The 22,231-nt window shown below is 37.3% G+C and carries 15 protein-coding genes; 10 read left to right on the forward strand and 5 right to left on the reverse strand.

The features are described from left to right. Nucleotides 1–29: 29 nt before the first annotated feature. The 9 genes from ligA (at nt 30) to recA (ending at nt 17,114) form a co-directional block, all read left to right on the forward strand. Nucleotides 30–2,210, forward strand: a complete 2,181-nt coding sequence (gene ligA / locus ENH66_03790) for an NAD-dependent DNA ligase LigA (protein ID HDZ54787.1) — start codon at nt 30–32, stop codon at nt 2,208–2,210. Further along, nucleotides 2,207–3,301 (forward strand): rod shape-determining protein RodA, encoded by a 1,095-nt coding sequence (locus tag ENH66_03795; protein HDZ54788.1) that lies wholly within the window; start codon nt 2,207–2,209, stop codon nt 3,299–3,301. The genes ligA and ENH66_03795 overlap by 4 nt, the downstream gene beginning before the upstream one ends. 195 nt (nt 3,302–3,496) lie before the next feature. Further along, the gene (locus tag ENH66_03800; GenBank protein ID HDZ54789.1) at nt 3,497–3,712 is read left to right on the forward strand and encodes a four helix bundle protein; all 216 of its coding nucleotides are present in this window, start codon (nt 3,497–3,499) and stop codon (nt 3,710–3,712) included. Nucleotides 3,713–3,746: 34 nt separating this feature from the next. Further along, complete coding sequence (locus ENH66_03805) at nt 3,747–3,884, forward strand: hypothetical protein (protein ID HDZ54790.1); 138 nt, start codon at nt 3,747–3,749, stop codon at nt 3,882–3,884. 16 nt (nt 3,885–3,900) lie between these two features. Next, nucleotides 3,901–6,063, forward strand: a complete 2,163-nt coding sequence (locus ENH66_03810) for a hypothetical protein (protein HDZ54791.1) — start codon at nt 3,901–3,903, stop codon at nt 6,061–6,063. A gap of 431 nt (nt 6,064–6,494) precedes the next feature. Next, a complete protein-coding gene (locus ENH66_03815) occupies nt 6,495–9,740 on the forward strand; it encodes a DNA-directed RNA polymerase subunit beta (protein HDZ54792.1) in 3,246 nt (1,081 codons plus the stop codon). A gap of 68 nt (nt 9,741–9,808) precedes the next feature. Beyond that, nucleotides 9,809–13,450 (forward strand): DNA-directed RNA polymerase subunit beta', encoded by a 3,642-nt coding sequence (rpoC, locus tag ENH66_03820; GenBank protein ID HDZ54793.1) that lies wholly within the window; start codon nt 9,809–9,811, stop codon nt 13,448–13,450. 58 nt (nt 13,451–13,508) lie between these two features. Then, nucleotides 13,509–15,698 carry a DNA translocase FtsK gene (locus tag ENH66_03825; protein ID HDZ54794.1) on the forward strand — a complete coding sequence of 730 codons (2,190 nt, stop codon included), beginning with the start codon at nt 13,509–13,511 and terminating at the stop codon, nt 15,696–15,698. 399 nt (nt 15,699–16,097) lie between these two features. Further along, nucleotides 16,098–17,114 (forward strand): recombinase RecA, encoded by a 1,017-nt coding sequence (gene recA / locus ENH66_03830; GenBank protein ID HDZ54795.1) that lies wholly within the window; start codon nt 16,098–16,100, stop codon nt 17,112–17,114. An 89-nt stretch (nt 17,115–17,203) separates the two neighbouring features. Here recA and rpsR read toward each other — a convergent pair whose 3' ends face one another. The 4 genes from rpsR to ychF all read right to left on the reverse strand — a co-directional run bounded on the left by rpsR (nt 17,204) and on the right by ychF (nt 19,596). Then, a complete protein-coding gene (gene rpsR, locus ENH66_03835) occupies nt 17,204–17,407 on the reverse strand; it encodes a 30S ribosomal protein S18 (GenBank protein HDZ54796.1) in 204 nt (67 codons plus the stop codon). Nucleotides 17,408–17,483: 76 nt separating this feature from the next. After that, nucleotides 17,484–17,942: a single-stranded DNA-binding protein gene (gene ssb / locus ENH66_03840; GenBank protein HDZ54797.1), complete on the reverse strand. Its 459-nt coding sequence runs from the start codon at nt 17,940–17,942 to the stop codon at nt 17,484–17,486. 92 nt (nt 17,943–18,034) lie between these two features. Beyond that, nucleotides 18,035–18,457 carry a 30S ribosomal protein S6 gene (gene rpsF, locus ENH66_03845; protein HDZ54798.1) on the reverse strand — a complete coding sequence of 141 codons (423 nt, stop codon included), beginning with the start codon at nt 18,455–18,457 and terminating at the stop codon, nt 18,035–18,037. A 95-nt stretch (nt 18,458–18,552) separates the two neighbouring features. Next, nucleotides 18,553–19,596, reverse strand: a complete 1,044-nt coding sequence (gene ychF / locus ENH66_03850; GenBank protein HDZ54799.1) for a redox-regulated ATPase YchF — start codon at nt 19,594–19,596, stop codon at nt 18,553–18,555. A gap of 93 nt (nt 19,597–19,689) precedes the next feature. Between ychF and ENH66_03855 the strand changes: the two genes are divergently transcribed. After that, nucleotides 19,690–21,120 carry a phosphomannomutase/phosphoglucomutase gene (locus ENH66_03855; GenBank protein HDZ54800.1) on the forward strand — a complete coding sequence of 477 codons (1,431 nt, stop codon included), beginning with the start codon at nt 19,690–19,692 and terminating at the stop codon, nt 21,118–21,120. Between the two features lie 15 nt (nt 21,121–21,135). Here ENH66_03855 and trpS read toward each other — a convergent pair whose 3' ends face one another. Next, nucleotides 21,136–22,113, reverse strand: coding sequence for a tryptophan--tRNA ligase (trpS, locus tag ENH66_03860; protein ID HDZ54801.1), 978 nt, complete (start codon nt 22,111–22,113; stop codon nt 21,136–21,138). Between the last annotated feature and the right edge of the window lie 118 nt (nt 22,114–22,231).

Here is a 22,231-nt window from a genome sequence, read left to right on the forward strand (position 1 = left end):
TAATCTCTAGTTATAATTAAAAGAGGGTTATGCATAAAAAAGAAGCAAAAAAAAGAATTGAAAAATTAAAAAAACTTATCAATCGTTATCGATACCTATACCACGTTCTTGATCGGCAGGAGATTTCAGACGCTGCCTTGGATTCTTTGAAGAAAGAGCTTTTTGATTTGGAGCAAAAATACCCTGAATTTATTACCCTTGATTCCCCGACCCAAAGAATTGGAGGAAAGCCCCTTGAAAAATTTAAAAAAGTCAGACACTCTCAGCCAATGCTATCTTTTAATGATGCTTTTTCTGAAAAAGATATGAAAGACTGGCAAGAGAGAATTTCAAAACTTTTAACCGGGAAAGAGCAGAAAGAAATAGATTTTTTTTGCGAGTTAAAAATTGATGGTTTGGCTGTCGAGTTGATTTATGAAAAAGGAATTCTAAAAATAGGATCGACTCGGGGAGATGGCTTAATTGGTGAAAATGTTACTCAAAATTTAAAGACCATTGAAGCTATTCCCTTGAAACTTCAAGCAAAAAAAGACACAATAAAAAACCTTAAAAAACTTAACTTCTTACCCTATACCAAGTGCCAGATACCAGATACCATAGTCGTTAGGGGAGAAGTTTTTATTTCAAAAAAAGAGCTTGAAAAACTAAATAAAGAAAGACAAAAAAAGGGACTGGCTCTTTACGCCAATCCGAGAAATGTGGCAGCAGGTTCCATTCGGCAACTGGATTCTAGGGTTATAGCCAAAAGGCGTCTTGATTCTTTTGCTTATGATTTAGTCATCGATCTTAGCCGGAACCCCAAAAGAAGGCCTTCGATTTCCTACGGAGCAAGAACACACGAAGAAGAACATAAAATATTAAAAGCCCTGGGGTTTAAGATTAATCTTCATAACAAATATTGTAAAGATTTATCGGCAGTTTTTGAATTTCATAAGTTTTGGCAAAAAGAGAGGATAAAAATTCCTTATGAAATTGATGGAATCGTGGTAATAGTTAATTCAAATAAAATTTTTGAGAAATTGGGTGTAGTTGGGAAAGCGCCAAGGGGATCCATTGCTTTCAAATTTGCTTTGAAACAAGCGACTACCAAAATCGAGGATATAAAAATTCAGGTTGGCAGGACGGGAGCCTTGACTCCGGTTGCTTGCCTAAAGCCTGTTCAAGTTGGAGGGGTAACAATCTCTCGGGCCACCCTGCATAATGAAGATGAAATAAAAAGGTTGGGAATAAAAATAGGAGACACAGTTATTGTCGGAAGGGCAGGAGATGTTATTCCCGATATTGTCAAAGTTTTACCCGAGCTGAGGACCGGAAAAGAAAAAAGTTTTAAGATGCCCTTAAAATGCCCTGTTTGTGGTGCAAAAGTGATTCGACCTGAAGAGGAGGTGGTATCTCGTTGTGAAAATCCTAAATGCTTTGCCCAACAAAAAAGATCTCTCTATCATTTTATTTCCAAAGGAGCTTTTAATATTGTCGGTTTGGGGCCAAAGATTATTGATAAATTGATTGATGCAGGATTAGTTTCAGATCCAGCCGACATTTTTAAATTAGAAATAGGAGATATCTTGCCATTGAAAAGCTTGCTCCGTAGGCCGAGCCCTCAACGCCTTGAGCGCTCGGTCCTGCGGGGATTTGCCGAGAAATCAGCCCAAAATTTAATTAAAGCAATTCAGCCTCGAAAAAAAATTACTCTACCAAGATTTATTTATGCTTTAGGAATTAGGAATGTTGGAGAAGAAACCAGCATGGATTTAGCTAGATATTTTGGTTCTTTGGGAAAATTAAAAAAAGCCTCTTTGGTAAGGCTTGAAAATATAATGGACATTGGACCGGTAGTGGCAAAATCAATTTTCGACTGGTTTCATCAAAAGAGAAATTTGCAATTTCTTCAGAAATTAGAGAGAGTGGGAGTAAAAATAATAGACGAAAGATTAAAGATGGAAAATGGCAAATTACAAGGATTAACTTTTGTTTTAACCGGTAGCTTAGAAAATATAACTAGAAATGAGGCGAAAGAGAACATCAGAGAACTAGGAGGAGAAATTTCAGAGTCAGTTTCTCAAAAGACAGATTATGTTGTGGTGGGCAAGGAACCGGGAGCAAAGCATGAAAAGGCAAGAAGGCTGGGAATTAAGACGATGGGGGAGAAAGAATTCCTTAAATTAATCAAATCAAGCCAAACAGAGGCCCGGCCTTTGTTAACTCAATGAGGGATGTTTTAATTCATCTTAAAAAATTAGATTGGATTTTGATTATTATTGTTCTTTCGTTGATTGGTATTGGGCTGCTTTCTATTTATAGTTCCTCACTGGGAAGGGAAGATTTTTTGAATTTTAAAAAACAGATTATCTTTTTAACGATGGGATTTTTTTTAATGTTAATTTTCAGCTTTTTAAACTGGAGAATGTTTAAAGATAATCCTCATTTAATTTTGGCTCTATATTTTTTATGTTTACTGGCTTTGGTCGGCCTATTTTTTTTCGCCTCAGAAATTAGACAAGTTAGAAGTTGGTATAAATTAGGGCCTCTTGTTTTTGACCCAAAAGAATTTACTAAAATTATTTTAATTATTTTACTGGCTAAATTTTTTTCGATGAGACATATTGAAATGTACCAACCAAGACATATTTTGCTTTCTGGGGTTTATGTGTTTTTGGCAGCCTCTTTAATTTTTTTTCAGCCAGATTTTGGCTCGTTTTTAATTTTTATTTTTTTGTGGGCGGCAATTTTAGTCGTTTCCGGTATAAAAATTCGCCATTTTCTGATTTTAATTTTTTTGGGGTTAATTTTTTTAGTTTTCAGTTGGTCGTTTTTACTAAAAGACTATCAACAAAAGAGAATCATCAGTTTTGTTCAACCCCAGGCAGATCCTCAAGGAATGGGCTGGAGCCAGCAACAGGCAAAAATTGCCATTGGATCTGGAGGGATATTTGGCCAGGGAATTGGTAAAGGTTCTCAGGTTCAGTATGGTTTTTTAACCGTTCCTCAGACTGATTTTATTTTTTCTGCTATTGCCGAAGAAATGGGCCTAATTGGAGTGCTAATTTTATTGACTCTTTTATCTCTTTTAATCTGGCGAATTGTTAAAATTGCTCTTTCTGCCAAAACTAACTTTCCTCGTCTATTTGCTGTCGGTTTGGCCACCATCTTAATTTCCCAGATTTTTATTCACATTGGCATGAATCTCGGGCTTTTGCCGATTATCGGCATACCCTTGCCTTTGGTTAGCTATGGGGGTTCCGGCTTAATTTCTATCTTTATTGGCCTGGGTATTCTCCAAAGTATTAAAACAAAGAAATAATTTAGTATATTAGTATGTCGGATTGATTAGTCTTTCTTAGTTTTCCTCTTGAGGATCCGGCAAGCGAACGGTCGGTTAGCGAAGAAACAATTGGAGAATCAGCGGACGAACAGCTAGTTGAATAATAGTATTTCGTATTTGGTATTTTGTATTTAGTATTTTGTATGTTGTATTTCGTATCTCGTATTTAGGAATATGAAAATTAGATCATTTACTGATCTCGATGCTTGGCGAGAAGGACATAAATTGGTTTTAATGATTTACAATATTGCCAAGCACTTTCCGTCGGAAGAAAAATTTGCTATTATTAATCAAATGCGACGCTGTGTTGTTTCTATCACTTCAAACATTGCCGAAGGCTTTGCCCATCAATCTAAAAAAGAGAAAATTCAGTTTTACTCTATAAGCTAAGGGATCAAATACTGAGTTACAAAACCAACTTTTAATCGCAAAAGATATAGAATATTTAGAGCGGAGAGATTTTAATAAGATGGCCGATCAATCGACAAAAGTTAGCAAACTTTTGAATGGTCTAATAAAGTTTTGTAAAAAATCAACCAAAATATCAGATACGAGATACTAAGTACTATATACGAATTATGCGGGAACAACTTATTAATATTTTTTCAAAAATTATTGAGTGGGGATTAATTCTTCTGGTTTTTTTATTACCCTTGTTTTTTCTTCCGATAACTACGGAAGCTTTTGAATTTCCTAAACAGCTATTGCTTATCTTTTTTGTGAGCGTTTTAACGATTATTTGGGCAATCAAGATGATTCTGGAAAGGTCAGTCAAGATACTTCACAGCCCTCTGACAATACCTATTCTTGCTTTCTTTGGCTTTTTCTTTCTTTCAACAGTCTTTTCTGTTCATCGTTTTGCCTCAATTTTTGGCTCCTATCCCAGGTTTAACGATGGCTTAGTCAGCCTTTTTATCTATCTTCTTGTTTTTTTCTTAGTGGCCTCCAATATTAAAGAAAACAAACAGATTGTTAGAATTTTAGCTTTTATCAGCTTTTCCGGAGTTTTAGTCGCCATTTTAGGAATTTTGAATTTCTTTGACTTTTATCTTTTGGCTAATTTACTAAAGAATCCCCTGATAACTCCGGCTGGTTTTGCGGATAGAACTGTTTTCTTCTTAGCAATTTTGTTCCCGATTATATACTGGGTTTTTCTGTTTGAAAAGAAAAAAATCTTTCAGGTTCTTTCGGCTCTTACTGGCTTCCTTTTTCTCTTTTACATTTTTCTAATTTCGCATTTGGCAGCAATTTCAGCTGTTTTTTTGGTTTTTCTTTTACTTCCTGCCTTGGGTCGCTTTCAGCTCTCAAAAGTAATAGCGATTAAAGTTGGAATTGTTTTTTTAACTTTCCTTTTCCTTTTGGCTATCAACAATATCGGATTTATTAAATCTCAAATCCCATTTCTCAAAGATAGAACTGTTCAACACGAATTAAAAATTAGTCCAAATACAGCCTGGGCAATTACCACGGGTTCTTTTCAGAATTTAAAACTTTTAACTCTGGGCTCAGGACCAGGGACCTATCTTTTTGACTTCACGTCTTTCAAGCCGATTGGATTCAATCAAACTCCTTTCTGGAATCTTCGTTTCGAAAGGTCTTTTAATGAATATTTTCAAATTATATCCACCTTGGGAATTTTAGCTTTCTTTGCTTTTCTGTGGATTTTGTTTAGATTTTTTCAAATGGCCAGGGAGGTCCGGAAGAAAATAACTTCTGAAAACAAAGAAAGTCATACTTTAGCTTTTGGACTATTCTCTTCTTTGTCTGTCTTTTTATTGATTTCCTTATTTACTTCCTCTTTTACTTTAATTTACTTTACATTTTGGTTGTTTTTAGGATTGGCCGTATCTTTTTCTCGTATAGCTGGTTTAGGACGTTCGGCTGAGCTCAGTCGAAGCCCTGGAGTTAGAGATATTGAGCTTTCTTTAGCTACCATTCAGATTCGAGGGATAAGCGAAAGGAAGGGCGAGATTATGCCCTGGTTGGCAGCAGCTTTTATTATTTTAGTTTTATTACCTTTATTGTGGAAAGAAGCAAAGATTGTTCAGGCCGAGCTTCATTTTGCCAGAGCCCAAATTGAACAGCTGCAAGAAAGCCCAGATCCTGATTTAATCTTGGGCTCTTTAGTTAGGGCCAGAAATATAATGCCAAATAATGACAGTTATCGGAGAGCTCTATCTGCAATCTCTCTTAATTTTACTATTTTGGCTGAGCAGCAAAAATTATTATCAGACGAAGCAAGGCAGCAACTTTTACAGACTGCAGTAATAGAAGGAGAGATGGCTGTTCGTTTGGCTCCCCATAATATTTTCAATTGGGAAAACCTCCAAAGAGTTTATAGTTTAGTTACTCTTGAAAATCAAGATGATCTATTAATAAACAATGTCTTTCCCCAAGAGATTTTGCTTGATCCAGCCAATCCCAGACATAGGAATGATTTAGGTTGGACCTACTTTAACTTAAGGAACGACATTGAATTAGCTAAGAGAAATTTCCAAGATGCTATTTCTTTGAAGCCAGATTTTGTCGATGCCCATTATAGCTTAGCCAGAGTTTATAAAGAAGAAGGGAAAAGAGATTTGGCCTTACCCCAATATGAACAAACCTTGAATTTATTGAATCAGCAAATTGCCTCTCTGGAACCAATTGCCTCAGCATGGCCAGACTTGCAAAGAACTTTAAATCAACTAAAACAACTTGAAGTTCAGATAAGGTCAGAGCAAGAAATCCTTTTACAATAAATTGAAGCAAAAAAAGAGCAACCCCTAGAGATAGTGCCCGAAGAAGAGATAACATCTGGAGAAGAAGTAGAGGAAGAATAATCAAGGAAGGGCTGACCCTGCACTTATTTTGTCCTACAGAAACTTGGAGATTAACCCTTCACCTTTAGCTAAAGGTGAAGGGTTGACAAACTATTTAAAACGAGTAAACTTAAAAATAGACCATTTGTAATCAAAGGGTATTTTTTATATATTTGATTCAGGTTTTCTCAATTGATTTCTATAAACAATTAAAACTTTAAACAATTTCCTACCCTAAAAAAAATTAAATTTAGGGATTTTTTGCGTTTTATTCGGCTCTACGAATCTAAACGGATTACGAATATCGACCCTCCGGGGGAGTCGCTAATGAGACAGCGTAATTCGATAAAATTCGTAACTAGTGAAAAACTATGAAGAAGGTCAAAACAAAAAACTTCGGGAAATCAAAAGTTCGACTTTCTTTACCTTATTTACTTGAACAACAGCAAGAAAGCTGGAAGAATTTTTGTCGAAGAGATCTAAAAGAGCTTTTCGTTGAGATGTCACCAATTCGGGATTATACCGGCAAAGAGCTGGAGCTTTGGTTTTTAGATTATAAATTAGATACGCCCAATTATAAGTCTGACTTAGAGGCGAAGCAGAATAATGATTCTTACGCAGCCCCTCTGAGAGTAAAAACCAGGCTAGTTAATTTAAAAACAAAAGAGATTAAAGAACAAGAAGTATTTTTAGCTGATTTCCCTCTTATGACTGAACGGGGTACTTTTGTTGTCAATGGGGTTGAGAGAGTAGTTATCTCTCAGCTTATTCGTTCGCCAGGTGTTTTCTTTACGATGCAGACTAGCGGGGGAAAAAACTATTTTGGTGCAAAGATTATTCCAAACAGAGGAGCTTGGTTGGAATTTGAGACGGAAAGTACGGGTTTCATTGGAGTTAAAGTTGATCGGAGAAGAAAAGTATCAGCCACCATGCTGCTGAGAGCTTTGGGAATTGATAAAGAAAATCAGATAAAAGAACTTTTTCAAGATGTAGACAACGACCCCGAAATTAAATATATTGAGGAAACTTTAAAGCGCGATTCCACCCACAACCAGCCAGAGGCCTTGGTTGAAATTTATCGAAGATTAAGGCCAGGAGACTTAACCACCCCGGATACTGCCCGTGAACTGTTTGAGAATATGTTCTTTAAATTTGAGAGGTATGATTTATCTAAAGTAGGAAGATGGAGAATGTGGCAGAGATTATCAGAGTTAAGGAGCCGTAAATTACGAGATAAAAACAAAAAAGAGAAAAAAGTTTTAACTCAAAACTCTGGAGAGGAAATTACTGTTTCAGACAGAGTATTAAAGCCAGAAGACATTGTTGCTGTCTTAAGAGAAATTATTCGTTTAAATAACGATCCCGAAGGAAAACCAGATCAAATTGACCATTTGGGAACCAGGAGGGTAAGGGTTTTCTCGGAGCTTTTGCAAAATAGATTAAGGGTGGGACTAATGAGAATGGAAAGAATAATCAAAGACAGGATGTCAACTTTAGACGTTTATACTCTAACCCCTGCCCAGGTTATTAATCCCAGGCCGTTCATGGCAGTGGTAAGAGAATTTTTTACCTCAAGCCAGATTGCTCAATTCATGGATAATGAAAATCCTTTAGCTGAATTAGAGCACAAAAGAAGATTATCAGCTACTGGACCCGGCGGTTTAACGAGGGAGCGAGCCGGTTTTGAAGTGAGAGACGTTCAGCCTTCTCACTATGGCAGAATTTGTCCCATCCAAACTCCGGAGGGACCAAATATTGGCTTAGTTGGACATTTGGCTTCTTTTGCCAAGATTAATCCTTATGGATTTTTAGAAACTCCCTATTTTAAAGTGAAAAAAGGTAAAGTTACTTCAGAAATTCATTACCTTAATGCTTATGAAGAAGAGAAATATAATATTGCTTCAGCCAGCATTCTTCTTGATAAAGATAATAAGATTTTATCTTCCAAAGTGGAAGCTCGAATAAAAGGAGAGCCAGGAAAGATAGAAAAAGAAAAAATTGATTTTGTTGATGTTTCTTCTGAACAATCTATTTCGGTTGCTACTTCCTGCATTCCTTTCTTGCAGAATGATGATGCTAATCGCGCCCTAATGGGTTCAAATATGCAGAGACAGGCTGTGTCTTTAATAAAACCAGAAATTCCTTTAGTTGCTACCGGAATAGAAAGGAATGTTGCTACAGACTCGGGACAGGGAGTGATAGCTCCGGAAGACGGGACAGTTATTAGGGTGGATGCCAGTCAGATAACACTAAAAATGAAAGGGAAAAAACCTGAAATCCAGAGATATGAATTGCGAACTTTTCTTCGAACCAATCAATATACCTCTTTTCATCAACGGCCAGTAGTCAAGAAAGGAGACATTGTTAAACGAGGAGACATTTTGGCCGATGGAGGGGGAATCTCTCGAGGATTTTTAGCCTTAGGCCAAAATATCTTAGTGGCTTTCTTGATTTGGCGGGGAAGTAATTTTGAAGATGCAATAATTATTTCTAAAAAATTAGTGCAAGATGATATCTTTACTTCTATTCATATAGAAGATTTTACTTGCGATGTTCGGGAAACAAAACTGGGGCCCGAAATTACTACCGCTGACATTCCTAATGTTGGAGAAGAAAGATTAAAAGATTTAGACGAAGAAGGAATAATTAGGATTGGAGCCGAGGTTGGACCAAGCGATATCTTGGTTGGGAAAATCTCTCCTAAAGGAGAGGCTGATTTAACCTCCGAAGAAAGATTGCTGCGAGTAATCTTTGGAGAAAAAGCCAGAGAAGTTAAAGACAGCTCTTTAAGAATGGAACACGGAAAGAGAGGAAGGGTGGTTGAAGTGAAGCTTTGGGAAAGAGAGAAGGGGGCGAAGTTAGAACCTGGAGTAATCAAAAGAATTCAAGTGGAGATAGCTGAAATTCGAAAAATTCAAGCCGGAGATAAATTAACCGGTCGTCACGGAAACAAAGGGATAGTTGCTCGAGTCTTACCGGCCGAAGAAATGCCTTTTTTGGCAGATGGCACGCCGGTCGATATGATTTTGAATCCCTTGGGTGTTTCCTCAAGAATGAACCTTGGTCAGATTTTAGAAACTCATCTTGGCTGGGCAGCTAAAAAGCTGGGTTACATTGCTTTGTCTCCGGCACTAGCCGGAGCAACCGAAAAAGATATAAAAATCGAGCTAAAGGCAGCCGGCCTACCAGAAGACGGAAAAGTAACCTTATTTGACGGAGTGACCGGTGAACCTTTTGGGGCCAAAATTACAGTTGGCTACATTTATATGATGAAGTTGATTCATATGGTGGTTGACAAGATTCATATGCGTTCCATTGGCCCCTATTCTTTAATAACCCAACAGCCTTTGGGGGGGAAAGCTCAATTCGGTGGTCAGAGATTTGGAGAAATGGAAGTTTGGGCTTTAGAGGGTTACGGGGCAGCTCACGTTCTTCAAGAAATTTTAACTATCAAATCTGATGATGTTCCGGGAAGAACAGCTGCCTATGAAGCAATTTTAAAAGGAGAGAAGATTAAGAGTCCTAATATTCCTGCTTCTTTTAACCTTTTAGTCAACGAAATGAAAGCTTTGGGACTGAATATTGAAGTGATAGAAAAACCCAAAGACAGAGAATAAAAAACAGACAACAAAAAACAATAAATGGAGAATATTACTCTTGTTTATTATTTTTTATTTATCAAATTATGCGTGTAATTGATATCGACTCAATTAGAATAAAAATAGCTTCGCCCGAAGTAATTCTTTCTTGGTCCCATGGAGAAGTAACAAAACCAGAAACTATTAACTATCGGACCCAAAGGACGGAGAAAGATGGTCTTTTCTGCGAAAAGATTTTTGGACCGACCAAGGATTATGAATGTTATTGCGGAAAATATCGAAGGATTCGTTATAAGAAAGTTGTTTGTGATAAGTGCGGGGTGGAGGTAATAAAGTCCCAGGTCAGAAGAGAAAGAATGGGTCACATCAAATTAACCTCGCCGGTTTCTCATATCTGGTTTTTAAGAGGAGTTCCTTCAAGAATCGGGATGGTTTTAAATATGCCCCTTCAGCAGGTAGAAAAAGTTATCTATTTTGTGGCTTATATTATTACCGGCGTTTCAGAAGAAGCTAGAAATAAAGTCTTAGAGGAGATAGAGAAAGAATATAAAAGAAAGATGAAGGAGGTAAGGTTGAAAGGAAAAAAGAAACAGTCGGCTAAGCTGCTTGAGTTAAAGAGAATGAGAGACATAGCTAAAGAAGAGCTTCGGAGCATAAAGCCCTTAAGAATTCTATCTGAAACCGAATATCATCGTCTTTCTCTAAAATACGGAGAAGTTTTTGAAGCAGGTTCAGGAGCAGAAATTTTAAGAAAAATTTTCGAGAAAATAGACCTTAAAAAAGAAATAAAGAAGTTAAAAAAAGAGCTAGAAACCACCTCGTCAATTAATCGAGGAAAAGTTTTAAGAAGACTAAAGCTTTTCCAAGGGATGATGAAGGCAGCAATCAGGCCAGAATGGATGTTTTTAACAGTTTTACCGGTTCTACCCCCAGATTTACGGCCAATGGTTCAACTTGACGGTGGAAGATATGCTTCTTCTGACCTTAACGATCTTTACCGACGGGTAATTAACCGGGATAATCGATTGAAATATTTACTTGAGGTTTCAGCTCCTGAGGTTATTGTTCGGAACGAAAGAAGAATGTTGCAAGAAGCTGTTGATGCTTTGATTGACAATACCATGAGGAAAGGAACAACCACTCAAGCCACCACCGGAGGGAGAAGGCTTTTAAAGTCTCTGGCTGATATATTGAAAGGAAAACAGGGAAGATTTAGGCAAAATTTATTAGGCAAGAGAGTCGATTATTCTGGAAGATCAGTTATTGTTGTCGGGCCGGAGCTTAAACTCTATCAGGTGGGGATACCAAAGAAAATGGCTTTGGAACTCTTTAAGCCTTTTGTTATTCAGAAGATTTTAGAGAAAGAATTAGCTTATAATATCCGAGGAGCCTCTCGATTGATTGAGCAGGAAATTGATGAAGTTTGGGCGATGCTGGAAGAGGTGGTTAAAGATAAATTGGTTTTGCTTAATCGGGCCCCTACTTTGCACCGATTAGGGATTCAGGCCTTTCAACCTTTATTGATTGAAGGAGAGGCACTTAGAATTCATCCTTTAGTTTGCAAGGCATTCAACGCCGATTTTGATGGAGATCAGATGGCGGTTCACATTCTATTGTCTCAAGGTGCCCAGCAAGAAGCTCGACGATTAATCTTATCTACTGTCAATTTATTGAAATCAGCCACCGGTACTCCTATTGTTACCCCCACTCAAGACATCGTTCTTGGTTGTTTTTGGATTACAAAAATAGAAAAAGGGGCTCGAGGTGAAGGCAAAATATTCGGTTCTCAAAATGAAGCTATTTTGGCCTATGACACAAAGACCGTTGACCTAAGAGCAAGAATTAAAGTCAGATTAGGAAAGGAATTTATAGAAACTTCGGTAGGACGAATTCTTTTCAACATAACCCTACCTTCAGAGATTGCTTTTGTTAACGAAGAAGTAAACGGAAAACGGTTAGATAAAATAGTTAGCCTGATTATTGAAAAAATAGGATTGAAAGATTCTCATCCATATTTAGATAAGATTAAAACCTTAGGATTTGAGATTGCGACCCAAGCTGGAATTACTTGGGGAATGGATGATTTAATAGTGCCAAAAGAGAAGAAACAAATTATTAGCAAAGCTGAAGAGAATATAGAGAGAATTGATAAACACTATCAAAAAGGATTATTATCTCGGGAAGAAAAATCTTTTCAAGTAATTGAAACTTGGCAGAGAGCAAAATTGGAGATTGAGAAATTAGTGCCCAAAACCCTACCGCCCCTAGGTCCAGTTTCTCTAATTATTAATTCAGGGGCTAAAGGAAGCTGGGCTCAGCCAATCCAGATGACGGGAATGAAGGGTTTGGTTATTAATCCAATGGGTAAGATTCTTGAGCTTCCGGTAAAAAGTTCATATAAAGAGGGATTTGATATTTTGGAATACTTTATTTCAACCCATGGAGCAAGAAAGGGGACGGCTGATACCGCCCTAAGAACTGCAACGGCTGGATATTTAACCCGTCGTCTTATTGACGTTGCTCATGAAGTCATTATTACCGAAGAAGACTGCCGGGACGACAAAGGAATTACTGTTTTTAAAAAAGATGCAATTGAGCTTGGTCAGAACTTTCTTTTCAAGATTTTAGGGAGAATAAATCTTCAGGATATAAAAATAAAGGGAAAACACCCTAACATTAAGAAAGGGGAAATTATTAATTGGGAGAAAGCTCATTTTATTGATGATTCAGGAGTTGAAGAGGTAAGTGTTCGTTCTCCTTTGAGCTGCAAAACCCTATTGGGGGTTTGCGGACAATGCTATGGCTGGGATTTAGGTCAAAACCAAGAAGTTAAATTAGGAGAGGCAGTAGGCATTATTGCTGCTCAAGCAATTGGCGAACCAGGCACCCAATTAACGATGAGAACTTTTCATTTAGGAGGAGTGGTTGGCGAAGGAGATATTACTTTGGGTCTACCAAGAGTTGAAGAAGTTTTTGAAACCCGTTCCCCCGTGAGAAAAGCAATTGTTTCCACAATAGAAGGAGAGGTGGTAGAGATTACTCCGGAACGAATTATTAAAATAAGGAAGAAAGGCCAGAAAACCCCACACCAGAACCCCAAAGGAAAGCCTTCGGCTTCCTACGGGGCAGGCAAGTTCGGCGCGGGGCAGGTAGAAAAGAAACAGAAAAAATCAGTGGCAGAAATAGTTGAATATGAAATTCCTGCTCCAAATCCTATTTTAATTAACCCAGGCAATGAAGTGAAAATAGGCCAACAACTTTCCGAGGGCAGCATTGATCTAAAAGAGCTTTTTAAATTAACCAACCAAAGAGAAACCCAGAGATATATCGTTAAAGAAATTCAAAACATTTATGTTTCTCAAGGAGCAATTATTCATGATAAACATATTGAAGTAATAGTTAGACAAATGTTTTCCCGGGTTAGGATTAAAGACGAAGGAGACAGCGGTTTTTCGGCAGGAGAAGTTGTTGAGAAAGGATACCTGTTTGAGGAAAATCTAAGATTAAGAAAAGAGAACAAAAAACCTGCTACTTTTCAGCCTATTCTTTTGGGTATTTCAAAGGTTGCCTTAACCACAGATTCATTTTTGTCAGCTGCTTCCTTCCAGGAAACTTCCCGGGTTTTAATTAAAGCAGCTATTGAGGGCAAAAAAGATAGGTTAAGGGGTCTTAAAGAAAATGTAATTATCGGGAAACTTATTCCAGCCGGTACCGGTTTTCGAAAATAGCTGAAAACCCCGAAGGAATGTTTTCGACATCCTACGGGGCAGATGATATAATAGAAGCGTGAGAAGGAGAAAAGACAAAAAGAAATTTAAGAAAAACACAGAGAAAAGAAAAAATCATAACCCTCCAATTTTATATAAAAAGACTAAAGCTTGGATTACAGGAATTTTAATGATTTTGGTGGGGGTAATTTCTTTCTTGAGTTTTTTTAATCAAGCCGGGATAGCTGGAAGGGTATTTTTTGACGGATTTAGCTTTCTGATTGGAAAAAGTATCTTTTTAATCCCACCCCTTTTCTTGTTGGGTGGGATTTTGTTTTTAAAAAAGAGCCGGCAGAGAATCTATCTACCGATATTGTTGGGAATTTTTATTCTAATATTAGGAACTTCAGGCATGATATCGATTTTTCAATTGGTCCAGACAAAGGGGATAGCAGACGGAATTAATCAATTAATCATAAAAGAAGGGGGAATAATGGGTTTTCTAATGGCTTTGCCGCTAGAAAAAACCTTTGGGGTAGAAGTAACTTTCATTATAAATTTAGCAGTAATCATTATTGGCGGTTTAATCTTGATTCAATTTTTGCTGCCAGAAAAAGACAAAATAGTCTTCGAAAAAGAACCTTCTTTTTTATCTATTCGGAAAATTTTAACTCCTAAATTTAAGATAAAAGAAATACCTCCCCTGGCTGGGACTTCGACCTCTTTTCCGGAAGAAAAAAGAAAGACCCCGGAAATTCTTGTTCAATCTCAAACTCCAGAAAATCTCTTAGCCAAAGATCTGAAAGTTAAACCGATCGAAGAAAAGAATAAGATTATTTATCAAAGGCCTCCCCTAGACCTTTTGGAGTCTGACCATGGAAAGCCTAGCCCCGGAGACATTAAATCCAACTCAGTCGTTATTAAAAAGACTCTTCAAAATTTTGGTATTCAGGTTGAAATGTCAGAAGTCAATATTGGCCCGACCGTAACTCAGTATACTTTTAAACCAGCTGAAGGAGTGAAACTTTCTCGAATCACGGCCTTAAATAATGATCTATCCTTAGCCTTAGCTTCTCATCCAATCAGAATAGAGGCTCCCATTCCTGGCCGGTCTTTAGTGGGGATTGAAGTGCCCAACAAAGTAAGGGCTCAGGTTAGGCTGAGACATTTAATTGCTCATCCAAGTTTTCAGAATTCACCCGCCAATCTTCTTTTGTCCTTAGGCAGAGACGTCGCCGGCAATCCTGTTTTTGCTGATTTGGCTCGGATGCCTCATTTATTAGTCGCTGGTTCTACGGGTACGGGCAAGACCATTTGTCTTAATAATTTAATTTCGAGTCTTTTATATCGTAATCCTCCAGAAACCTTAAGATTTATTTTAGTTGATCCAAAAAGAGTAGAGTTTCCTGTCTATAATCAACTTCCTCATCTTTTAACTCCGGTAATTTTTAATGTCAATCAAACTATTAATGCTTTAAAGTGGTTGACTAGTGAAATGGAGAGGAGGTTTGATGTTTTATCTGAGGCTAGAACTCGAGATATTGCTGTCTATAATGAAATGATGGGACGGGAAGGTCAGACTATGCCTTATATTGTTTTAATTATTGATGAATTGGCTGACTTGATGGCGGCTCGTGGTCGAGACATTGAGGCAGGAGTTGTCAGAATAGCCCAAATGGCCAGAGCAGTAGGTATTCATTTGATAGTTGCAACCCAGCGGCCATCAGTTGAAGTAATTACCGGGCTGATTAAAGCAAATATTACTTCTCGGATTACTTTTCAGGTAGCTTCTCAAGTTGATTCGAGAACAATTCTAGATATGGCCGGAGCCGAAAAGTTATTGGGAGCAGGAGATATGCTTTATATTTCTTCCGATGTTTCTAAACCAAAAAGAATTCAGGCAGCTTATATCTCAGAAAAAGAAGTCAAAAGAGTGACTAATTGGATCAAGAAAGCAGAGAAACCAAAAGGAGAAATAGTAGAAGATCTAAGCGAAAGCCTGGAAAAGACATTAACCTTACCAGGGGAAACAACAGAGACCTTTTCTGAGGAAGGAGAAGACCCTCTCTTTGAAGAAGCAAAAAAAGTAGTTATTGAAGCCAAAAAGGCGTCAGCTTCCCTGCTACAACGAAGATTAAGGGTAGGATATGCTCGGGCAGCCAGATTAATTGATATGATGGAGGAAAAAGGGATTGTTGGCCCGGGAGAAGGGGCAAAGCCAAGAGAGGTTTACATTGAGACCGAAGAGGAAGAGCGTTCGGAAATGTGACCTTGTATGTTCGTATCTATTTATAATCAACCCTGCGGGAGACTTGTTCGGGTAGAGCCCCATCAAAGAGACACAATAATTTTCCCCAGCGAGGAAAATTTTGTTCATCTCTCGGCCTCGCTCTTTCGCTTCGCCAGATACAGCACTGTATCTGGCTTCGTTCGAACCATGCCCGCTCGGCCTCCGAGGTGCTCTTTGAGGGGCTTACCCTTACTCCAGAATGATTAGGGGGAAAAGGAAAGACTCCCCGAAGCTAGAGAGCCTTGAATGCGAGGAGCAAGCGAGTGCCTCAGTGGCAAAAGCAATAGCTTTTATTGTCGAATGGGTGGCAGAAACGGTAATTCACTTAATAACAAAACCTCATTGACTATTATTTCAAAATGTTTATCATAAAATAAAATGGCAAAACAAAAAAAAGAACAAAAAATTGAAAAGGATAAGATTCAGGAGGCAATTGAGGAAATCAAACAACGCTTTGGTGAAGGGGCAATTATGACATTGAAAGAAGTAAGAGCAGTTGATGTGGACGTTATTCCAACAGGCTCCATTTCTTTAGATTTAGCTTTGGGGGTAGGAGGCGTTCCTCGGGGAAGAGTAATTGAAATTTTTGGACCCGAAATGTCTGGCAAAACTACATTATCCCTTCACATTTTGACCGAAACTCAAAAAAAAGGAGGAGTAGGGGCTTTTATTGATGCAGAGCACGCTTTGGATCCTGACTATGCCAAGAGAATTGGAGTGAATGTTGATGACCTTTTAATTTCTCAGCCAGACTCTGGCGAACAAGCCTTGCAAATTGTGGAGACCCTGGTTAGGTCAAATCAGGTTGACACGATTGTTATTGATTCGGTTGCCGCTCTTACTCCTAAAACTGAAATTGCGGGCGAAATGGGGGAATTTCAAATTGGACTTCAGGCAAGATTAATGAGTCAGGCTTTGAGAAAGTTATCTGGTATTGTTGCAAAGGCAAAAACAGTAGTGATATTTTTGAACCAGACCCGAATGAAAATTGGAGTTCGTTTCGGGAATCCTGAGACTACCTCCGGAGGGTTGGCTCTTAAATTTTACGCTTCAGTTAGGCTTGATTTAAGAAGAATAGCCCAGATTAAACACGGAGATGAAATTATCGGATCGCGTATTAAGGCAAAAGTAGTTAAAAACAAAGTGGCTGCGCCCTTTAGGGTTGCTGAATTCGATATTTATTATAATGAAGGAATTTCTTATTTTGGCGATATTGTACAGAGTGGTTTAAACCAAGAGCTGATCAAAAGATCCGGAAGTTGGTTTCAGTATGAAAATACAAGACTTGGCCAGGGGATGGAGGGAGCAAAGAAATACTTAAAAGAAAACCCTGAATTGGCCGAGAAAATAAGAAAAGCAATATCAGAAAAAGCTCAGAGGAACTCTGGCTTATAATCCAACAGGATAATAAAAACGGCCAATGATCTTTTGGCCGTTTTTAGTTTGTGGGTTTAGAGAATAATTTTGATATATAGATAGTAAGACTATTTTGTGGTATATGGAAGCAACCCAAAATGGCGTGCTCTTTTTATGGCTTTTGCGAGCTTCCTTTGATGCAAGGAACAAACTCTGGTCCTTTTTTTGGCTCTGATTTTGGCCAGACCGGAGGTAAATTTCCCCAAAGTTCTAATATCTTTAAAGTCAATTTCTTGAAAGTTGTGTTTACAAAAATAACAGTTACCGTCCATTGCTAAATTGCTAAATTGCTACATTGCTACATTGAAAAATCAGTTTGACAATTCAACAATGTAGCAGTGCAACAATTTAGAAAGGTATATCTTTTATATTGATTTCTTCTTCTGGCTTTTCTTCAATTTCTGATTTTTCTTCAATTATCGGAATATCTTCCTGAGGGGCCTCTTTTTCTTTTGGCGAAGGAGGAGTTTTTCCCGCTGCCCTTGGACCTAGCTGCATGATTTGACCGACGACTTCTGTTCTAAAACGACGATTACCAGAAGAGTCTTGCCAAGACTTTGTTTCTAGTCTTCCTTCAATTAAAACCAGAGACCCCTTGGTTAAAAATTGAGACGCAATTTCGGCTAGTCTTCGCCAGAGAACGATATTATGATATTCGGTTTTCTCTTTTTTTTGGCCAGAATCTTTCTCGGTCCAAATCCTATTAGTTGCTAATCTAAAAGTACAAACCGACTGACCGGCTGGCGTAGATCTCATCTCCGGGTCGGTGGCTACCCGACCCACAAGAACGACTTTATTGAAATTCATAGACCACGGATAATATCACGAATTTTCCTACTAATTTTCACAACTAAATTATTAGTGAGTATTCGTGGTAAAGTAGTGTTTATTAGTGGTTATTATTCACCCAATATTTCTTCTAATTTCTTCTCAATTTCTTTTAAATCAACTTTTTTTGGAGGCGGTTTAACGTCTTTTGCCTTGGAAATTATAGATAAAGGCCCGTAGATTTTGGTTTTCTCTGGTATTTTTTTGGCCAGAATAACGTAACGAAGGATTTGGCTTTCAGAAGTAAGTTTTACTTTTAGTTTTTCTATCTTCTGAGGATCAAAATAGAAACTTAAAACATTTAAATAAGCTTGACTCTCTTTTTTTATTGGTGAAGCTAATTTCTTTTTGACTATTTTTGCTTGAGCTAAAGAGTTTTCAACTAAAGTTCCTTCGTTTTCTTTGATAAAGGAGAATATTTTTTCTGAAAAATTTTTAAGCTCTTCTTCGTTTAAATTTGAAGAAAGAAAATAAGTAAGTTCGTATAATTTCATACCATTGATTAATCACTAATTTTTTCACTGATATTCGCTAATGATTTGATTTATCGGTGATAATTAGTGATTTTAATTCGTGATTCTATTAGTGGTTATATTTTGAATTCTATTACATCTTTGTCTTGAACAAGATAATCTTTTCCGGCCGTTTTTATTTGTCCCAATTCTTTGGCTTTTTGCCATGACTTTATTTTGAACAGCACTTTCCATTCAGCAACTTCGGCTCGGATAAATTTCTTGGCAAAATCAGAATGAACAAGTTCTGCCGCTTTCAAAACCGTATCTCCCTTTTTCAGCGTCCAAGCTCGAACTTCTTTTCCGCCAGCTACCGTGTAGAAAGTAATTAACTCAAGGGTATTGTAACAGGTAAGGATTAACTGGTCAACTCCGGATTTCAGCTCTAATTCTTTGGCTTCTGATTCTGATAATTCAGAAATTTCTTCCTCGGTTTTTAAATCAATCGCTAAGTGAGGTAATAAATTTTGAATGCTTTTTTCTTTATAATTTTCGTCAATATTTAAGATATAGACAATTGGTTTTAAGGTTAGAAACTGGAATTCTCCGATTTCTTTTTTCTCTTCTTTTGACAGGGAAAGAGTTGAAATTAATTTTCCTTGAGAAAGGGGTTGCTGGATTCTCCGGAATAGTTCCCCTCTTTTTAAAATTTTTTTGTCCCCAAATTTAAGGTCTTTTTCTATCTTTTTTAATAAGTTTTCTACAGTTTCTAAATCTTTCATTAGAAGTTCAGTCCCGATTGTTTCTATGTCTTCTTGAGGATTAATTTCTCCTTCAACATGCTCAACTTCTTCTCCTTTAAAATCTCTGACCACTTCTAGAATTAAGTCGCAGTTTCTGATATGTGAAAGGAATTGATTACCCAACCCCTCTCCCTTATGAGCCCCCCTGACTAAACCCGCAATATCAATAAAGTCAATAATGGTAGGAGTAATTTTTTCTGGTTTTATTACTTCGGCAATTTTTTTTAATCTTTCATCGGGAACAGCCACTACTCCCACATTAGGATCTATGGTGGTGAAAGGGTAAGAGGCAATATCAACCTGTTTTTTAGTTAAGGCCTTAAATAGAGTTGACTTGCCAACATTTGGTAATCCAACAATACCTACTGAAAAACTCATACAGTTATGTTACCCCGTTAGAAGTTCTCTGTCATTTTTTTTGATGATTTTATCCTCGCAAAACTTCTGACGGGGTGTTATAATAAAAAAAACATGAAAATTAATCCTTATATATTTCGTGGATATGATCTGCGGGGTATAGTTAATAAAGATTTAAATTCGGAAATCGTTGAACACATCGGAAAAGCGTATGGCGCTTTCTTGCAGCGGCGCGGTATTAAAAAAGGAGTGATAAGTTATGATTCAAGAGCCACAAGTCCTCAATATAGCGAAGCCATCATTAAGGGTTTAAATTGGGCTGGTATTGATATAGTCGATATAGGCATGAATCTTATCGGGACTTTTTATTGGTCACAATACTATTTAGATTGCAAAGGCGGGGTTTACGTTACTGCTTCGCACAATCCGGCTGAATATAATGGTTTTAAATTAGCTATTGATTTTTCTGAAACTTTGGTTAGTGAGAGTATTCAAGAGTTAAGACGAATAGTTGAGAATGAAGATTACAAGCAAGCTGATACACCGGGTAAAGCCGAAAAACAGGATATTCGCCAGGCATATTTTGCTGACTTACTAAAAAGATTACCCATTAGTAAAGAATTTAAAGTTATTGTTGACCCAAGCTGTTCAACGGCCGGGGTAATTGCCCCAGATTTACTGAGACGAACAGGATGCAAGGTAGTAGAAAGTAATTGCGAACTAGATTCCTCTTTCCCTTTAGGCGCGCCAGATCCAACTGGACTTACTGTTGCCCAACGCTTGAGAGAACGAGTGTTGCAGGAAAAAGGAGATATCGGTTTTTCATATGATGCTGATGGTGATCGAATTGGAATAGTTGACGACAAAGGAAATATTATCTGGAATGATGTGCTGGTGGCACTTTTTGCGATTGATGTTTTGAATGATTACCCTGGAGCAACGATAATGTATAATACGCTTTGTTCAAAAGTTGTTGAGGAGACAATTTTAAATCATGGCGGCAAGCCCTTTATGTGGCGGACTGGCCATTCATTTTTAAAGAAAAAAAATCAAGAAATTAAGGCAGCATTTATTGGAGAACTTTCAGGACACTTCTTCTTTTCCGCTGATTTTTATAATCATGATGATGGACTTTATTCAACTTTGCGTTTGCTAAAATATCTGGCAAAAACTAATCAGTCGCTCTCGAATGCCATTGATTCACTTCCTAAATATATATCGAGTCCAGAAATAAAAATATATTGCGCCGATGAAAAGAAGGTCGCGCTGATGGAAAAAATTAGCCTGGTGCTTAAAAAAGATTTTCCAGAGGCTAAAGTTATTGATGATGAACGAGCCGGCGATGGAATCAGGCTTGATTTCACCAATGAAATGTTTGTCATTCGTTATTCCCAAAATGCCCCCTATCTTACAGTCAAATTTGAAGCAAAAACAGGAAATCGATATAATTATCTGAAAAACTATATTAACAAATTACTCCATAGTTACGAGGAAATAAACTGGAATTCAAAAATAAATTTAAACCTCAAGGCGCTTGAAGAATAAAGTTTCAAAATAGGTTCAAACAAAGCCCATTTTTTTTCTGACATTTTCCATAGTAGAGACAGCTAAAGCTTGGGCTTTTTTTGATCCTTGGTTAAGGACTTCTTTTACATAGACTTCTCTAGAGAGAAGCTCTTGCCTTTTTCTTCTAAAAGGCTCTAAAGAATTCACTAATAATCTTATCAAAGATTTTTTGAGTTCTGCATAGCCTTTATTTTTGAAATCTTTTTCTAATTGTTTAATCGGTTTTTCACTAAAAAGATGATAAACAGTTAGGAGATTAGAAATGCCTGGTTTTTTGATGGGGTCATATTTTATAACTTTTCCGGGATCAGTAACTGCTGCCATCACCTTCTTTTTAATTCCATCAGGTGTGTTGAATAGTCCGATGCATCCCCGAGGATCGTCGGTTTTGGACATTTTTTTCTTGGGGTTTTGCAAAGACATAATTTTTTCTCCAATTTTTGGCAATAGCGATTCAGGTTCTTTGAAAACTTTCCCAAATTTATTATTGAAACGACGGGCAATTTCTCGGGTTAGTTCAACGTGTTGTTTTTGATCTTTACCAACCGGAACTAAATCTGTTTGATAAAGAAGAATATCAGCTGCCATTAAGAGGGGATAGTTTAAGAGACCAGCATTAATATATTCTGGGTGTTTTTTTGCCTTTTCTTTAAATTGGGTTATTCTATTTAATTCTCCCAAAGGTGTAATTGTTCCCAACAGCCAAGCTAACTCGGTATGTTCTTTTATTTCCGACTGAACGAACAATATACATTTTTCTGGATTGAGACCCGCAGCTAAATAAACAATAGCTAAATCTTGAATGTTTTTTTGCAATTCTCCGGGCTTATAGGGCGTAGTCATAGCATGCAGATCAACAATACAAAAAACACACTCTGCTTTTTCCTGGAGTCCAATCCATTGTTTTATTGCTCCTAAATAATTTCCGATATGAAGTTCGCCGGTTGGCCTAATGCCACTAAATACCCGCATGTTTTTTCGCCCTCTCGGGCTCAGTCAAAATTGAATATTAAAGATAAAAAACAAATATGTAAAAACTGAAGAATTTTTACGTTTTGTTTGTTTTTATTTTTGGTTTTTTATTTTAGCA

This window comes from Candidatus Nealsonbacteria bacterium (assembly GCA_011050465.1).
In the GTDB taxonomy this organism is placed as follows: Bacteria; Patescibacteriota; Minisyncoccia; order Minisyncoccales; family RBG-13-36-15; genus RBG-13-36-15.

Coding starts and splice junctions, on each gene's coding strand:
- ligA (HDZ54787.1), top strand. CDS start 30: ATGCATAAAAAAGAAGCAAAAAAAAGAATTGAAAAATTAAAAAAACTT.
- trpS (HDZ54801.1), bottom strand. CDS start 22,113: ATGCGGGTATTTAGTGGCATTAGGCCAACCGGCGAACTTCATATCGGA.
- recA (HDZ54795.1), top strand. CDS start 16,098: ATGGCAAAACAAAAAAAAGAACAAAAAATTGAAAAGGATAAGATTCAG.
- ENH66_03795 (HDZ54788.1), top strand. CDS start 2,207: ATGAGGGATGTTTTAATTCATCTTAAAAAATTAGATTGGATTTTGATT.
- ENH66_03815 (HDZ54792.1), top strand. CDS start 6,495: ATGAAGAAGGTCAAAACAAAAAACTTCGGGAAATCAAAAGTTCGACTT.
- rpsR (HDZ54796.1), bottom strand. CDS start 17,407: ATGGACGGTAACTGTTATTTTTGTAAACACAACTTTCAAGAAATTGAC.
- ssb (HDZ54797.1), bottom strand. CDS start 17,942: ATGAATTTCAATAAAGTCGTTCTTGTGGGTCGGGTAGCCACCGACCCG.
- rpoC (HDZ54793.1), top strand. CDS start 9,809: ATGCGTGTAATTGATATCGACTCAATTAGAATAAAAATAGCTTCGCCC.
- ychF (HDZ54799.1), bottom strand. CDS start 19,596: ATGAGTTTTTCAGTAGGTATTGTTGGATTACCAAATGTTGGCAAGTCA.
- ENH66_03855 (HDZ54800.1), top strand. CDS start 19,690: ATGAAAATTAATCCTTATATATTTCGTGGATATGATCTGCGGGGTATA.
- ENH66_03800 (HDZ54789.1), top strand. CDS start 3,497: ATGAAAATTAGATCATTTACTGATCTCGATGCTTGGCGAGAAGGACAT.
- rpsF (HDZ54798.1), bottom strand. CDS start 18,457: ATGAAATTATACGAACTTACTTATTTTCTTTCTTCAAATTTAAACGAA.
- ENH66_03810 (HDZ54791.1), top strand. CDS start 3,901: ATGCGGGAACAACTTATTAATATTTTTTCAAAAATTATTGAGTGGGGA.